Source organism: Winogradskyella sp., assembly GCF_003712105.1.
Lineage (GTDB): Bacteria > Bacteroidota > Bacteroidia > Flavobacteriales > Flavobacteriaceae > Winogradskyella.
This window is the reverse complement of sequence record NZ_RHLG01000001.1, coordinates 685054-699587: the sequence shown is the minus strand read 5'-3', so window position 1 is coordinate 699587 and position 14534 is coordinate 685054. Positions and strand designations below refer to the sequence as shown.

Annotated in this window: 16 protein-coding genes; 7 read left to right on the top strand and 9 right to left on the bottom strand. The window is 33.5% G+C overall.

Going from position 1 to position 14534, the window contains the following annotated elements; genetic code table 11:
* The first annotated feature begins 4 nt into the window (after positions 1-4).
* Together ED556_RS03320 and ED556_RS03315 are read left to right on the top strand one after the other, a co-directional pair.
* A complete protein-coding gene (locus ED556_RS03320) occupies positions 5-547 on the top strand; it encodes an RNA polymerase sigma factor (RefSeq protein ID WP_296319305.1) in 543 nt (180 codons plus the stop codon).
* A 1-nt stretch (position 548) separates the two neighbouring features.
* A complete protein-coding gene (locus tag ED556_RS03315; protein ID WP_296319303.1) occupies positions 549-2054 on the top strand; it encodes an outer membrane beta-barrel protein in 1506 nt (501 codons plus the stop codon).
* 97 nt (positions 2055-2151) lie between these two features.
* Here ED556_RS03315 and ED556_RS03310 read toward each other — a convergent pair whose 3' ends face one another.
* Complete coding sequence (locus tag ED556_RS03310) at positions 2152-2892, bottom strand: lysophospholipid acyltransferase family protein (protein ID WP_296319299.1); 741 nt, start codon at positions 2890-2892, stop codon at positions 2152-2154.
* Positions 2893-3005: 113 nt separating this feature from the next.
* Between ED556_RS03310 and trpS the strand changes: the two genes are divergently transcribed.
* Positions 3006-3977, top strand: coding sequence for a tryptophan--tRNA ligase (trpS, locus tag ED556_RS03305; RefSeq protein WP_296319813.1), 972 nt, complete (start codon positions 3006-3008; stop codon positions 3975-3977).
* Positions 3978-3997: 20 nt separating this feature from the next.
* Positions 3998-4504 (top strand): hypothetical protein, encoded by a 507-nt coding sequence (locus tag ED556_RS03300; protein WP_296319297.1) that lies wholly within the window; start codon positions 3998-4000, stop codon positions 4502-4504.
* On the opposite strand, the gene dprA is transcribed toward ED556_RS03300, so the two are convergent.
* Positions 4497-5600 carry a DNA-processing protein DprA gene (gene dprA / locus ED556_RS03295; RefSeq protein ID WP_296319295.1) on the bottom strand — a complete coding sequence of 368 codons (1104 nt, stop codon included), beginning with the start codon at positions 5598-5600 and terminating at the stop codon, positions 4497-4499. The genes ED556_RS03300 and dprA overlap by 8 nt on opposite strands.
* Positions 5601-5790: 190 nt before the next feature.
* Between dprA and ED556_RS03290 the strand changes: the two genes are divergently transcribed.
* The 3 genes from ED556_RS03290 to ED556_RS03280 all read left to right on the top strand — a co-directional run bounded on the left by ED556_RS03290 (position 5791) and on the right by ED556_RS03280 (position 7615).
* Positions 5791-6729, top strand: a complete 939-nt coding sequence (locus tag ED556_RS03290) for an SPOR domain-containing protein (RefSeq protein WP_296319292.1) — start codon at positions 5791-5793, stop codon at positions 6727-6729.
* A 102-nt stretch (positions 6730-6831) separates the two neighbouring features.
* Positions 6832-7341, top strand: a complete 510-nt coding sequence (locus ED556_RS03285; RefSeq protein ID WP_296319290.1) for an acyl-CoA thioesterase — start codon at positions 6832-6834, stop codon at positions 7339-7341.
* A 58-nt stretch (positions 7342-7399) separates the two neighbouring features.
* Positions 7400-7615, top strand: a complete 216-nt coding sequence (locus tag ED556_RS03280; RefSeq protein ID WP_296319288.1) for a DUF6515 family protein — start codon at positions 7400-7402, stop codon at positions 7613-7615.
* Here ED556_RS03280 and ED556_RS03275 read toward each other — a convergent pair.
* From ED556_RS03275 to ED556_RS03245, 7 genes are all read right to left on the bottom strand, one after another.
* On the bottom strand, positions 7612-8832 hold the full coding sequence (locus ED556_RS03275) for a peptidoglycan DD-metalloendopeptidase family protein (protein WP_296319286.1): 1221 nt from the start codon (positions 8830-8832) through the stop codon (positions 7612-7614). The two genes, ED556_RS03280 and ED556_RS03275, sit on opposite strands and share 4 nt — an antisense overlap.
* A gap of 1 nt (position 8833) precedes the next feature.
* Entirely contained in the window at positions 8834-9619 is a 786-nt protein-coding gene (locus tag ED556_RS03270) for a DUF4292 domain-containing protein (protein WP_296319284.1), read from the bottom strand.
* Positions 9620-9622: 3 nt separating this feature from the next.
* The gene (locus ED556_RS03265) at positions 9623-10984 is read right to left on the bottom strand and encodes a tetratricopeptide repeat protein (RefSeq protein WP_296319282.1); all 1362 of its coding nucleotides are present in this window, start codon (positions 10982-10984) and stop codon (positions 9623-9625) included.
* 50 nt (positions 10985-11034) lie between these two features.
* Positions 11035-12054 (bottom strand): sugar phosphate nucleotidyltransferase, encoded by a 1020-nt coding sequence (locus ED556_RS03260; RefSeq protein WP_296319280.1) that lies wholly within the window; start codon positions 12052-12054, stop codon positions 11035-11037.
* Between the two features lie 33 nt (positions 12055-12087).
* Positions 12088-12522, bottom strand: coding sequence for a dUTP diphosphatase (gene dut, locus ED556_RS03255; protein WP_296319277.1), 435 nt, complete (start codon positions 12520-12522; stop codon positions 12088-12090).
* Positions 12519-13976, bottom strand: coding sequence for a polysaccharide biosynthesis C-terminal domain-containing protein (locus ED556_RS03250; protein WP_296319275.1), 1458 nt, complete (start codon positions 13974-13976; stop codon positions 12519-12521). Before ED556_RS03250 ends, dut begins: the two co-directional genes overlap by 4 nt.
* Positions 13977-14051: 75 nt before the next feature.
* On the bottom strand, positions 14052-14477 hold the full coding sequence (locus tag ED556_RS03245; RefSeq protein ID WP_296319273.1) for a hypothetical protein: 426 nt from the start codon (positions 14475-14477) through the stop codon (positions 14052-14054).
* Positions 14478-14534 lie beyond the last annotated feature (57 nt).

Genomic DNA, 14534 nt, shown 5'->3' with positions numbered 1-14534 from the left:
AAATGTGAGTTTAAACGAACTCATAAATAAATGTGTAAAAAAAGATGCTAGTGCGCAAAGTCAACTGTATAAGCAATTTGCAAGTAAGTTATTTTCGCTTTGCCTCAAGTATTCTAAAAATTACGTAGAAGCAGAAGACAATCTGCAAGATACGTTTGTCACTATTTTTAATAAAATAGAACAGTATAAAGAAAAAGGTTCTTTTGAAGGTTGGATAAAGCGTATTGCTATTAATACAGCACTACAACGTTACAGACAAGTCGGCGTGTTTGATATTGTTGACGAAAACGCCATAGAAGATGTAACAGTAGAAATTAATAATGATGATGTAGACTTAGATTTTCTACTTCAAATTATTCAAGAATTACCAGATCGATATAGATTAGTATTTAACCTATATGTCTTAGACGGTTTTTCTCATAATGAGATTTCTGCGATGCTTAAAATATCATCTGGAACCTCAAAATCTAATCTTGCACGTGCACGATTGATTTTGAAACAAAAAATTGAAGATTATAAAGCGAATTTAAATTCGCAATCATTATAATATGAGCGATAAAAAACATATCGATCGACTTTTTCAAGAGAAGTTTAAGGACTTCGATGTTATGCCTAATGATAATGTTTGGGAAAACATAGAAGCTAGAATTCAGAAAAAGAAGAAAAAACGAAGAGTAATTCCAATCTGGTGGCAGCTAGGTGGAGTTGCAGCTGCGCTTATTCTATTATTTGCTATAATAAACCCTACAATTGGAAATAATAATAATGACACACCAATTGTAGTCGATACTGAGCACGATAGTAACTCTGAGAAGAGCTCTTCTACAAAAGATGATCCTAATACGGTTGACATAAATAAAGAAAATACTGATTTGGTTATAGACAACTCTTCGGATGCTAATGATAGCTCATCTGAACCGAAAACAAATGCCGTTGGTGGAACTACACAACCATTCTCTTCTCCAAATAACAATAGAGACAGAGCCGTTGTTAGTGAAAACATATCTCAGAAACCAAATACTACGAACTCTAATGCTTTAAATAATTTACCTAAATCAGTAGATGATACGTATTCAAATGCAGTCGTAAAGTCTAATGAAAATGATAGAGACAAATCTCAAGAGCAACTAATTAAATCAAAATCAGAACTTGATAAACTTATTAAATCTTCCTCTGAAGTAAATACTGTTGTAAAAAACACTAGTGATACTGATAATACCGATGATGCCACTACTGAAGAGGTTAATAAAGAAGAAGAGAACAAACAAACTATAGAAGAAGCTATTGCTGAAGCTAAAGAACTAAGTGAAAAAGAAAAGAAACTTCGCCGGTGGAGCGTTGCACCTAATGTTGCACCGGTTTACTTTAGTTCTTTAGGTGAAGGGTCATCAATAGACCCTCAATTTAATAACAATAATACCAATAGCGATATTTCTATGAGTTATGGTATAAAAGGAAGTTATGCTATAAACAAAAGATTAAAAATTAAAGCTGGAATCAACCGGGTGAATTTTAATAATATAACTGAAAATGTTATTGCTTTAGCAGACAATAGCTTTTCATCAACTGCTTCTTCCGCAGGACGGCTTGAAAATGTAAGACTCAATAACGAAATAGATCACTCATCTGTAACCCTGTTAAGTCAACCAAATATAAATAGCAATTCTGCGTCTGTTGCGGTTAAAACAATAGCCACTGGAAATTTAGAGCAACGTTTCGGGTTTATTGAAGTTCCACTTGAGGTTGAATATAGACTGGTTGATAAAAAGTTAGGAGTAAATGTTAGTGGTGGTTTCAGTACTTTATTTTTAAATGAGAATGAGATTTTTGCCGACATTAATGGACAAAGTACAAGTATAGGGGAAGCAAATAACCTTAACGACACTAGTTTTAGTGCAAACTTTGGTGTAGGTGTCGATTATAGTTTAACCGATAAAATAAATATAAATCTTGAACCAAAGTTCAAGTATCAATTAAATACATTCAATAATACCTCTGGTGATTTTAGGCCATTTTTTATTGGTGTATATACAGGCTTAAGTTTTAAGTTTTAGGTTTTTTTAGTTAGTAGATAGTTATTGTAAACTCAATTAAGCAATGATGACAATAACTATAAAAAAGTCACCCGGTGGTTTGGGTGACTTTTTTTATTTAAGCTTTAGCGTTTGTTATTAAATCATTCAAAATTAGTTCTCTCACTTTAGTGTTTAAGTCCTTGGTGTCTTCTATTTGAAGCCCATCTGTTGATATGAATTTATGGACCATAGCTCGCATTTGTCCTGGTCCGCCACTAAAAAAGGTGAAAGGGAATCGTTTTTTATTGTCGTAAAATGTCATTGGAACAATAGGGATTTGCTGGTTAATCGCCATTCTAAAAGCGCCATCTTTAAATTCGTCTAAAACAATGGACTCTTCTGGAACACCACCTTCAGGAAAAATACAAATACTTAACCCTTGATTTAGTCTTCGCTTTGCTCTTAAAAAAACAGCTTGTCGGCTCTTAGCACTGCTCCTGTCAACTAAAATGCATGTTCTCTTATACAAAAACCCAAACAATGGAATTTTAGCTAATTCCTTTTTACCCACAAATACAAAAGGATTTTTTACTACCGCCAGCATTAACATTATATCTGTCATTGAGGTATGGTTAGCTACAAACATATAGCTCGCTTTTGGGTCCGGTATTTGTTCTCGAACTATTTTGTAATTAAAGCCCATGCCAATAAGTATAAATTTTGCCCAGAACCGAGCCAGCTTAAAAAAGTGTTTATACCACTGTTCTCTAGAAATAGAAATTATTAAAATAGGTAGAAGCGCTACTATTGGCAATGCCACCAAAATGTAAAACCATATGCGGTATAAAATCCAGAATATATACTTAAATAATTTCATGGTTTCAAAACTAGACAAATAAATTAAATAGTATAATAGAAAAAATTACCTTTGTTTTTGATTTTTGAGTTAAGTTTAATTTAATGAGACTTCCATTGTTGTGGAAGGTTAATATGGCTAGAATACTAACTGGAATACAAAGCACAGGCACTCCTCATTTGGGTAATATATTAGGTGCTATTTTACCTGCAATAGAAAAAGCTAAAAACGATAACAATGACTCTTATTTATTTATTGCAGATTTACACTCTTTAACGCAAATTAAAGATGCAGAAACCTTACGTCGAAACACCTATTCTACTGCCGCTACTTGGTTGGCTTTTGGCTTAGATATTAATAAGACTGTTTTTTATAGGCAAAGTGACGTGCCTCAGGTGACCGAATTGTCCTGGTATCTAAGTTGTTTTTATCCTTATCAACGTCTAACGCTAGCTCATAGCTTCAAAGATAAAGCAGACCGTTTAGATGATGTTAATGGTGGCTTATTTACTTATCCAATGCTTATGGCTGCGGATATTTTATTGTATGATGCAGAAATAATTCCTGTTGGTAAAGACCAAGAACAACATATTGAAATGACTCGGGATGTTGCCTCACGCTTTCATGCTAAAATGGGTGGTGAAACCTTTGTAATACCAAAAGCGGATGTGCAAAAAGAAACCATGCTTATACCTGGTACTGATGGCTTAAAAATGAGCAAAAGTAAAGGCAATATTATCGATGTCTTTCTGCCTGAGAAAAAGTTGCGTAAGCAAGTTATGTCTATACAGACAGATAGTACACCTCTAGAAGAGCCTAAAGACTGGGCAACTTGTAATTGTTTTGCACTTTATAATATCTTAGCGGATGAAGAGGCTGTATCACAAATGAAAATTAATTACGAAAAAGGTGGTTATGGTTATGGGCATGCTAAGCAGGCTTTATATGAGCTTATTATTGAGCGTTTTGCAGAACCGCGCGAACGCTATGATTATTATATGGCTAACCTCAACGAAGTAGATGCGGCACTTTCTGTTGGTGCTGAAAAAGCTAAAAACGTTGCAAATAACGTTCTTAATCGTGTAAGAGATAAAGTAGGATATTAATTCATTTAAACACATAAAAAATGATAGGGCTTTTAGTACAAATAATTACATTTCCAGGAATAATTTTCGACCAATTTTCAAATAAACTTGCTTGTGATTTACTTGAAGTTAAAGTACACGAAGTTAAATATCTTCAATCTGAAGCACCAATTTCATATATAATTCATGATATCCCTGAGAGCTACTTTAAAATATTCTCACTTTCGATAATTCCTTTTATGATTTCTACACTAACTGCTATTTTATTGTTTACAATAGGTTATTCTTTTGGTGAAGAAAGTATTATATTTTTCATTTTTTGCTGGCTAGGTATTTCTGTTGCAGCGCATGCGTTCCCTAATAAAAAAAATGGAAGCTTGCTATGGCAAAAAAGTATTTCAGAGGTTAAGGCTGGTAATTATATTGCATTATTAGGTTTTCCTCTTGTAGTTATTATATACTTAGCACAAATTTTGCATTATGTATGGCTTGATATAATCTATGGTTTCATCTTATTGATGCTTGTTGTTGAACCTTTTTTTAAATAGCTTCAAACCACTTCCCAGGTAAAGGTCTAACAACACCTTTTAATTCCATATTTAAAAGCAGGCCAGCTAATTTATAGCTTGGTAAGTTACAGTTTGTTGCAATATTATCTAGTAGTTGCTTATCATTGTCCCTCAGGTAATTGTATATAAGCTTTTCATCCGACTCTAAGTCTATAAAAAGCTTTTTCTGGGTTATTGGCTTTTTTAAGTCCTCGAGTTGCCAGTTTAATAAGTATGGTATATCAATAGGATTAGATAATAAATGCGCTTGATTAGCTTTGATCAAGTTATTACAACCTATGCTTTGGCTATCGGTGGTCCTACCTGGAACAGCAAACACATCTCTATTATAAGAATTGGCAATATCTGCAGTAACTAAACTTCCTCCTTTTTCAGCTGACTCAATGACAATGGTAGCCTCACTCAATCCAGCTATAATTCTATTGCGCTTTAAAAAATTCTTTCTATCAAAACTGTCAGAACTCCAAAAATCTGTAAAAAAGCCTCCATGTTTTTCAATAGCACCCATGTACTTTTTATGAACTTTAGGATAAACCTGATTCAATCCATGAGCTAAACAACCAATAGTTTGCAGATTATTTTTCACAGCGGCCTTATGGGCTGTAATATCAGTTCCGTAGGCAAATCCTGAAACTATAACAGGGTTATATGTTGATAGCTCTTCAATTAGTCTTTCGCAGAAAGCAACACCGCTTGTCGTTATTTTTCGCGTACCAACAATACTTATGATTCTCTTGTTTTTTATATTAATATTCCCTTTCTGAAATAAAAGTATTGGACCATCGATACAATGCTTTAATCGTTCAGGGTAATTTGTGTCTGTAAAGTAGCTATAGCCTAGATTATTATCATTAATAAATTGCAACTCTTTTTCTGCTTCTTCAAAATTGTTCTTATCAAATAAACCTTCGATAGTTATTGATCCAATACCGTCTATCTTGAGTAAATTACTTTTCTTCTCTTTAAAAACAGCTTCAGCACTTCCGCAATAAGCAATAAGTTTTTTAGCAGTGGTTGCTCCAATTTTAGGCACATGTTGTAGGGCCAATATGGGTATTAGTAGGTCTTTGGTCATTGGTCTAAGAGTAAACACTAAAAATAGTGTTTTTTTAAGATGTTAATAAATAGATTGGGCTTTGTGTTTGTGGAATACAAAAATTTCTAAATTTGTTTTACTCGATAATCGAGAATAGGCATTTTGTGTAAACATATTTAATGCCTTAGTTTTTAGTTAATGATTTATCACATCTTCATTACTCTTTGATATGCAATTAGAGACTTACATCAGTGACTTATTATATAGATACGACTGTGTCACGGTACCTGAGTTTGGTGCTTTTTTGACAAATAGAGTATCTGCTAAAATCCATGAGTCCACACATACATTTTATCCGCCAAAAAAAGTGTTGTCCTTTAATGAGCAATTACAAAGTAATGATGGTCTTTTAGCTAATTATATTGCCGATGTAGAGAAGATTCCGTATTTGGTTGCTGTTGAAAAAGTTGCAAAGCAAGTAAGAGCAATTAAGTCTTACTTGGTTGAAGGCGAGACGATTTCTTTTCAAAATATTGGTGATCTGTTATTAAATGTTGAAGGTAGAATAGTATTTAACCCATCTTATCATATCAATTACCTCACAGATGCATTTGGACTATCGCACTTTAATGCCGACAAGGTTACACGTGAAGTTTACAAAGAAGATGTTATTGCTATTGAAGAAAAAGCACCTATTGTGCTTACGCCTGAAAAACGCTCAAGCAATTGGTTAAGATATGCCGCTGCTGCAGTAATTATCATAGGGCTTAGTGGTCTTGGCGCAGGTAAGTACTATACCAGCACTGTAAATGAGCATAATCAAATTGCACAAGAGAAGGCTAATGCACAAGTAGAGTCTAAAATTCAAGAAGCTACATTTTTTATTTCAAACCCATTGCCTGCTGCTACATTGTCTATAGAAAAACAGTCAGGTAATTATCATATTGTTGCTGGTGCATTTAGAGTTGAAGCTAACTCTGATAAAAAAGTTAACCAACTTAAAGCTTTAGGATATAAAGCGCGTAAAATTGGAGTTAATCGATATGGTCTACATGAAGTTGTTTATGCTAGTTTTGAATCTAGAGCCGATGCACAGCGCGAGTTATATCGCATACGTAGAGATAACAACAAAGACGCTTGGTTGCTAGTTAAAGACCTAGAAAACTAGTTATAGTTAAGTCTTTTGTTTCTTATCTATTCTCTCTTTTTTAATTTACCTTTGCAGTAAACAAATTCTGGATTACACTAGAATATAATGCTTTGAATTTTTATGCAAGCAAGAACTGCATTTCAGTCTAAAACTATTGTCACTGACCTTGTTTTACCAAGTGAAACTAACCCCATAAACAATTTATTTGGTGGTGAATTACTCGCTCGAATGGATCGTGCAGCAAGTATTGCTGCTAGGCGTCACTCTAGACGTATCGTTGTTACCGCTTCTGTTAATCATGTGGCTTTTAATCGTGCGATACCACTTGGTAGTGTTGTAACTATAGAGGCAAAAGTATCTCGTGCGTTTACATCATCTATGGAAGTATACATGGATGTATGGATTGAAGACAGAGAATCTGGTGAATGTATTAAAGCAAACGAAGCTATCTATACTTTTGTGGCCGTAGACGAAACCGGTAGACCCGTAAAAATCCCTGAATTAATACCAGAAACAGAGTTAGAAAAAGAGCGTTATGAAGCCGCTTTAAGACGCAAGCAACTAAGTCTTGTTTTAGCTGGTAAACTTAGTCCAGAAGACGCTACGGAATTAAAAGCTTTGTTTGAGTAATTAAACCATTTTCATATTATCAAGTCTTACTCATTGTTAACCCTTAAATCTATTAACGATGAGAAATTTAGTTATTTTATTAGGTCTTATTTTCTTTTTAAGTTTTAATTCTTGTGCAAGACGCGTAGTTGTAAGACAACCTGCAAATGTTACAGTAGTAAAAAAATTACCTAGAAATTATAAAGTAGTTAGAATTAATGGTAAGCGTTATTATACATGGAATGGAAAACGTTACCGTAAAACAAGAAATGGTTACGTTATAGTAAATATCTAGTTTTTAGATAACCAATATTCTGGGTTTTGAGTTGCATCATTTTTATAAACTCGAAACCCAAGTAATGTTTCTCCTGTTTTTTTGTTAGTAAACGCTTCTCCAATAACTTGACCTGTTTTTACTTTTTCACCAGGTTTAACATTAATCTTCGCCATATTCATATAAACAGTAGTATAATCACCGTGAGTTATTAATATAACTGGATTGCTGTTTTTAATAAGCTGTATTCTTAAGACTTCTCCATTAAAAACGGCCTTTACTTTTGCATTTTTATCTGTGGCTATATAAATACTCTTATAATTATTCTTTACAGACTTATCTGTAATAGAGCGTTGTAAGCCATATCTACTTTTTATCACACCTCTATCTACTGGCCATCTTAAATTGCCTTTATTAGCTGCAAAGCTTGCGGCTAAAGCTTTCCCTGCTGGTGTTAATACAAATTTGCCTGTCGATGTGGTTTTCCCTGCTTTTTTATTAGATGATGCTATCGCTTCGCGTATCAATCTATTGATTTCCCTATCAATTCTATCTGCCTCCTGACGCTTACGACGTATTTCAGCGCTGTGCTTCTTAATATCTTTTCGGATTAATGCCATAAGCGCTTTCTGAGACTTAATTTCTACTTCTAGGGCTTGTTTTGCTTTTCTGTTTTCTGCAATTAGTTGCTTCTTGTTTTCTTTTTGCTCAGACAATTCTAGATTTAGTTCTTGAAGTCGCTGCGTTTTAAGCTTTATATCTTCAGCTTGCTTTTTCTGATATGCTTTGTATTGATTAATGTATTGTAATCGTTTGTAAGCCTGCTTAAAGTTCTCAGAAGACAATAAAAACATGACTTTGCTTTGCTCAGATTTACTTTTGTAAGACTTTACGATCATAGCAGCATAATCTTCTTTAAGCTCTTTTAATTGCTCTCTAAGCTGTGTAATCTCTTTTTGATTGGCATTAATCTCTCTTGTGAGCTGATTGGCTTGCTCATTAGTGATTTTTATGAGGTTTTGGCGAACCTGAATTTTAAAGTTGACATCTTCAACTTGCTTTACTACCGAAGTCTCCTTCTTTTTTTCAAGCCTATAAAGCGAATTAAGCTGATTCAGCTCTTTTAATATACGCTGGCGCTTAGCTTCAAGTTCTTTCTGTTTTTTACTTTGTGCTGAAACAAAAGAAACCGAAAAGCATAATAGAATCAATAATAAAATTCGTGAAGCTTTATGCATATTATTTCAATTCTATTTCTTTATAACCTGAAGGAATACGGAACGGGAAACGTACATCTCCGTTAAGGTTTACAGATTTTATCTCCATATCAATCAAAGCCTCGTCTGTATCTTCAACGGCAATAACTTTAATTTCTTTCGGAATAATATTTTTATCAACTTCCTGATAAGATTTATAATCTACTTGAAGTATTCTTCGATTTAATTGCTGTGCTAATTGTAATGAGTCGAGCTTAAAATGAGAGGCGTTCATTAAGTAAAATAGCTCTAATAAGACATCCTGATTTTTAGGTGATAATACGTAAGAGTTGTCCTGAATATCCACTTGGTGTGGTTTTGCTTTTAAATCATAAATTGATTGACCTAAAAGTATATTTTGAACCTTAGAAAAATCGAGGTCAAAACCAACAAAATCGCTCAATAGTTTGTAATCACCATCAAAATAGGTGTTGTCTGTTTTGTTATAAAACTGAACTTTTTCTGGTGTAATCATCATACGAGCCAAGCCTAACGGCGCACTTAACCAGATGGTCTCATCGCGCTTAATTCTTAAGGTAAACGTAGCGCCTTGCTTTTTTTGATCTTGAGTAATATCTATTTTAGCCTTGGCCTGCATGGTCTTAAATTTAACATCATTCTTTTGATGTTCTCTAATTACCTGTTTTGCTGAAAGTTTTGGACTTGCCTTACCTGAATCAATAATTGCTTTTGAAGATTTACAGCCATATGCTATAAATAGCATTGCTATTATTGAAAGTTTTAATGAATTACTAATAAGCGTCTTCATGAATTATTGTTGAATTTTTATGGCTTCTGCCTTTTTAGCAAACGCTTTAGACTTATTAATATTATTAGTTTGCTTGTAAGCTTCACTCAACTGCAAGTAAAAATCACGCTCCATTTGTGGGTTTTCGACTAAAAAATCTAAGCCCATTTCTAAATTTTCAATGGCTTTGTTGTACGCTTTTAAGTTAATATTAGAAACACCATTTAATAAATACAAAATTGGTTGTGCCGGATATAGTTCTAACGCGCTGTTTGCTTGAGACAATGCTTCATTATAATTCTTCATGTCAATTTGAAGTAATATAATATCTCTTAGTAGTTTAAAATCGTTTGGACTTTTACTCAATGCTTCTCTATAGTTTTCTAACGCTTTCTGTTTATCTCCCGATTTTGAATAATAGGCGCCTAAATTGGAAAGAGACTCTACACTTTTATCAGTATTGACATTATCTGTAGCTTCAATTAAGTCTTTTTGATATTGTGGGTTTCTTTCAACAAAAGCAACAAAATCTTGAAGCACTTTAGACTTTACTTGGTCATCAATTTCAGGAGTGTTTAAAACCAATTTCATTGAAGACACAGCATTTTCAACTTCACCTTCATCTAAGTAAAACTTATACAGGGCTAAATGAACCAATTTAGATTCTGGTTTAATTTGCAATAAGTTTTTTGCTGCCTCAAAAGCTTTTTTGGTCTTCCCTGTTTGGCTATATCTGTAGATAAGTTGTAGATGATTATCTTCATTATTTGGGTCTGCTAAAACTCTAGCTTTCAAATTATCTATACGGTCTTTAGCATCACCTGTTCTATTATAAATGCTATTTCGCATTTGATCTCTAAGTTCATTAGTCCCTAATGATTTATCGAGTTCATCTAAAACTCTAAGTGCCGCATTAAACTTCTCCTTTTTTATATAAAGCGTGGCTAAATCCATTTTATAGTCTGGATGATACTTAACTAACTGCTTTACTGTTTTTATAGCATTATCTACATCTTCCTGCCTGTAGTATACCTCATAGAGTTCATCCAAAAACCACTCGTTGTCTGGTTGCATAGAGATGGCCTTTTTTAATACTTCTTCTGCAGCTCCAAAATCTTTAAGTTTATTGTAATTTTTACCTAACTCGAAATAGATTACGGGTCTTGAAGCGTCTATGTTTAAGCACTTTTTTAATGATGCAATTGCTCTATCGTAATTTTCTATTCCTTTTTGTTTAAGTGCTTCGAAAAAATGCGATTGATATTCGTCTTTAACATTACCCAAGTCATCATCAGGTGTTTGGTTAAAATTGACTTGCCCAAAGGTATAATTAGGAATACTTAAAATTCCTATTAAAAGTATTGATATGTAAAATGCTTTTTTCATGCACTTAAATAAGATGACTTTGCGTAATATGATACGATTAATATCAATTGCTATTCCAAAACAGAATAATCACCAATACTAATTTTGGCAAAACTACCGTCGTACTTTACGAAATTACCAATCATAGCTTCGTCTAATGTAGCATTTTTAATTGTCGTTTGATTTTGAATTAAGCTATTTTTAACGCTCGAATCTTGAATAGTACAGTTCTTCCCTATCGATACATATGGCCCAACAGAAGTGTTGCGCAAAACTGTTCCTTCACCTATAAAGCAAGGTTCTATAATCGTAGAATTATCTATTACTACTGAATCATGCACTAGTTGCTCTTCATTATCAGCTGATAAAAACCCTAACATTTTAGCATTAGTTTCTAGAGTGACATGTTTATTACCGCAATCCATCCATTCATCCACTGTGCCTGTTTTAAAAATTCGCCCTTCGGCCATCATCTTTTTAATACCATCGTTGATTTGGTATTCACCACCATGCATTAAATTTTCATCAAGCACTTCTTGCAATTTATCTTTTAATACTGCAACATCTTTAAAGTAATAAATACCTATTACTGCTTGATCACTTACAAAAGTTTCTGGTTTTTCTACAAGTTCAACAATTTCGTTATTGTCATTGAGTTTTACCACACCATAAGCTTCTGGGTTATCTACACGTTTTGTCCAAATTACGCTATCTGCTTCTGGGTCTAAATCAAAATCTGCTCGAATTAATGTATCTGCATAAGCAATAACCGCTGGGCCAGATAATGAAGGTTTTGCACTCATAATTGCATGACCTGTACCTAACGGCTGGTCTTGTCTATAAATAGATGCTTTGGCCCCAAGTCCTTGTGCTAGTTCTTTTAAGCTTTCTACAACGTCATCGCCAAACCAAGCTGAGTCACCTAGTACAAAGGCTACTTCTGTTATTGGTTGTTTTAGAACTTTTGCGATATCCTTGACTAAACGATGTACGATTGGCTGACCTGCAACTGGTATTAGTGGTTTAGGCACTGTTAAACTGTGTGGTCTAAGACGTGAGCCTCGACCTGCCATTGGGACTATTATTTTCATTTGTTTTGTTTACACGTTGATTTGTTAAATTGTTTATTTGGTACCTGTACTACCAAAGCCTCCTGCACCTCTTGAAGTTTCTGACAGTTCATCTACTTCTTGCCATTCTGCACGCTCATGTTTTGCAATGACAAGTTGTGCTATACGTTCACCATTTTCTATAGTGAAATCATCATTAGATAAATTTACCAGAATCACTCCTATTTCTCCTCTATAATCAGCATCAATAGTTCCAGGTGCGTTCAATACGGTTATTCCTTTTTTAGCTGCTAAACCACTACGAGGTCTTACTTGAGCTTCTGTACCTAAAGGTAACTCAATAAATAAACCTGTTTTTACAATAGTGCGTTCTAGTGGTTTTAAGGTAATAGCTTCATTTATGTTTGCACGTAAGTCCATACCTGCTGACGCTATAGTTTCATAATGAGGTAAAGCGTGATTGGACTTGTTAATTATCTTAATGTTCATTTATTCTTAAATAGATGTTTCAATTCTTTTCTTTCCAGCAAAAATACGATTCCTATAAAGGTTATTAGTAAAGGAATACCAATAAAATAATCTTCTCTGAATTGATAGAAGTATATCCCAGAAAACACAATTGAGATTACTAGATAAGCACCTATTTTCTTCAGGTTATATGGAATTGGATAGTGCTTTCTTCCGTAGTAATACGATAACAACACCATACTACCATAAGCAGCTAATGTGGCAATTGCTGAGCCTTTGTAGCCAATTGTTGGAATTAACCAGAAGTTTAACCCTAAAGTTACAATTGCGCCAAATACCGAAATGTATGCGCCAAATTTAGTCCTATCTGTAATCTTATACCAAACTGAAAGGTTATGGTAAATGCCTAAACAAAAACTTGCTAATAATACAATTGGCACAATCCACATGGCTTCCCAAAAGGCTTCATCTCTTATGATTAGCACTTTTATTATATCCGAAAACACAACTACCGCTAACAAAATAATAGACCCCAAGGCTACAAAATATTCTAATATTAGAGCATAGTTTTTCTGAGGATTATCGCTTTTAGCGTGACTGAAAAAATAAGGCTCAATACCTAATCTAAATGCTGTTGCAAACAGCGTCATAAATAATGCTATTTTATAACAAGCCGAAAACATACCTACTTCAGCTTCAGAATCAACAGCATTAGATAAAGGACTATCAAGCAAGATTCTATTAAACATTTCAATAATTGTATATGCTAATCCAGCGATTAATACAGGAAAAGCATAACCTAGCATTTGCTTCCAAAGCTTGGAATCGAAAATGTATTTAATTTTACTGTAAAACGGAAACATTAATAGCAGCGTAATACCACTAGCAAATGCATTAGCAATAAGGACATAGTTTATCTCAAAATTTGGCTTGTAAATTGATTCGAAAAATGAATTGTTGGTTGCTAAATCTGCAAGCAGCAAAAAGAAGAATAGGTTTAACCCAATATTAATAGCCACATTGGTTATCTTAATTATTGCATACTTTATTGGTCTTTCTTTAGCTCGTAACCAAGCAAAAGGGATTATAACTAATGCATCTAGTAACAAAATCCAAATTACAAAATTGATGTGCTCTACCTTAATATCTGTAATTTCTGCTATTTGATTTTTAAGAAGAAATGCCAAGGCAAAAATGGCTAAAGACGTAAAAACTATAGATAGCGCCGATGTACCTACAACACGGTCTTTATCTTCTTCTTTATTAAAAAACCTAAAAAAGGCAGTTTCCATTCCGTAAGCCAAAATCACATTAAAAATCGCAAACCATGAAAAGATGATAGACACTTTTCCATAAACACCAAGAGCCATTACTTCGGTATATAATGGTGTAAGCAAGAATGTCAGCATTCTTGGAAGCACAGTGGCTAGCCCATAAATAAATGTCTGCTTAAAAAGTTTTTGAAACGCGTTCAAGTATCTTGAATATTATTGTTAAAAATACCATTTTTAAAACAAAAAAACCTCACTGATATTGTGAGGTTTTTGTATTTATATTTTGCCTTTGTTTTTATTAGGAGGTGCTGACATTGGCAATGCGTCAATTGGTTTTTCAACGATATTAGTCAATTTATAATATTTGATTTGTCCATTTTGAGTATAGCTCACGACGCATTCGTCATCTTTTAAATTAAATGGAAAGCTTAGGTTTTTGTCGTCTTTTGAATTGGTGATCGATAGACTTGTTTCTTCTGAATTTACTTCAGACATAAACCTACCTATAAATAATTGTGGGTCTGAAGGTTTAGTTTCAAGCTTTACACTTTTTTTTCTGAAGAATACACTATCTAAAACCAGTTCTTTTGAGTCTATTTCGATAAAAATATTTATCCCTGAACCACCACCTTTTACACCTGACACCCAGTTCTTTATGTAAATTTCTTTAAAAGAAGTAGGTGCATTTTTTTCAAGTTTCATAGTGCTAGCACATTGGGAAAAACTTATAGAAATTAATCCTAAAAAAAATAATTTAAT

Excerpts from the sequence above, each read along its gene's own strand:
- ED556_RS03315 (WP_296319303.1), top strand. The coding sequence starts at position 549 with ATGAGCGATAAAAAACATATCGATCGACTTTTTCAAGAGAAGTTTAAG.
- ED556_RS03310 (WP_296319299.1), bottom strand. The coding sequence starts at position 2,892 with ATGAAATTATTTAAGTATATATTCTGGATTTTATACCGCATATGGTTT.
- trpS (WP_296319813.1), top strand. The coding sequence starts at position 3,006 with ATGGCTAGAATACTAACTGGAATACAAAGCACAGGCACTCCTCATTTG.
- ED556_RS03300 (WP_296319297.1), top strand. The coding sequence starts at position 3,998 with ATGATAGGGCTTTTAGTACAAATAATTACATTTCCAGGAATAATTTTC.
- dprA (WP_296319295.1), bottom strand. The coding sequence starts at position 5,600 with ATGACCAAAGACCTACTAATACCCATATTGGCCCTACAACATGTGCCT.
- ED556_RS03290 (WP_296319292.1), top strand. The coding sequence starts at position 5,791 with ATGCAATTAGAGACTTACATCAGTGACTTATTATATAGATACGACTGT.
- ED556_RS03285 (WP_296319290.1), top strand. The coding sequence starts at position 6,832 with ATGCAAGCAAGAACTGCATTTCAGTCTAAAACTATTGTCACTGACCTT.
- ED556_RS03280 (WP_296319288.1), top strand. The coding sequence starts at position 7,400 with ATGAGAAATTTAGTTATTTTATTAGGTCTTATTTTCTTTTTAAGTTTT.
- ED556_RS03275 (WP_296319286.1), bottom strand. The coding sequence starts at position 8,832 with ATGCATAAAGCTTCACGAATTTTATTATTGATTCTATTATGCTTTTCG.
- ED556_RS03270 (WP_296319284.1), bottom strand. The coding sequence starts at position 9,619 with ATGAAGACGCTTATTAGTAATTCATTAAAACTTTCAATAATAGCAATG.
- ED556_RS03265 (WP_296319282.1), bottom strand. The coding sequence starts at position 10,984 with ATGAAAAAAGCATTTTACATATCAATACTTTTAATAGGAATTTTAAGT.
- ED556_RS03260 (WP_296319280.1), bottom strand. The coding sequence starts at position 12,054 with ATGAAAATAATAGTCCCAATGGCAGGTCGAGGCTCACGTCTTAGACCA.
- dut (WP_296319277.1), bottom strand. The coding sequence starts at position 12,522 with ATGAACATTAAGATAATTAACAAGTCCAATCACGCTTTACCTCATTAT.
- ED556_RS03245 (WP_296319273.1), bottom strand. The coding sequence starts at position 14,477 with ATGAAACTTGAAAAAAATGCACCTACTTCTTTTAAAGAAATTTACATA.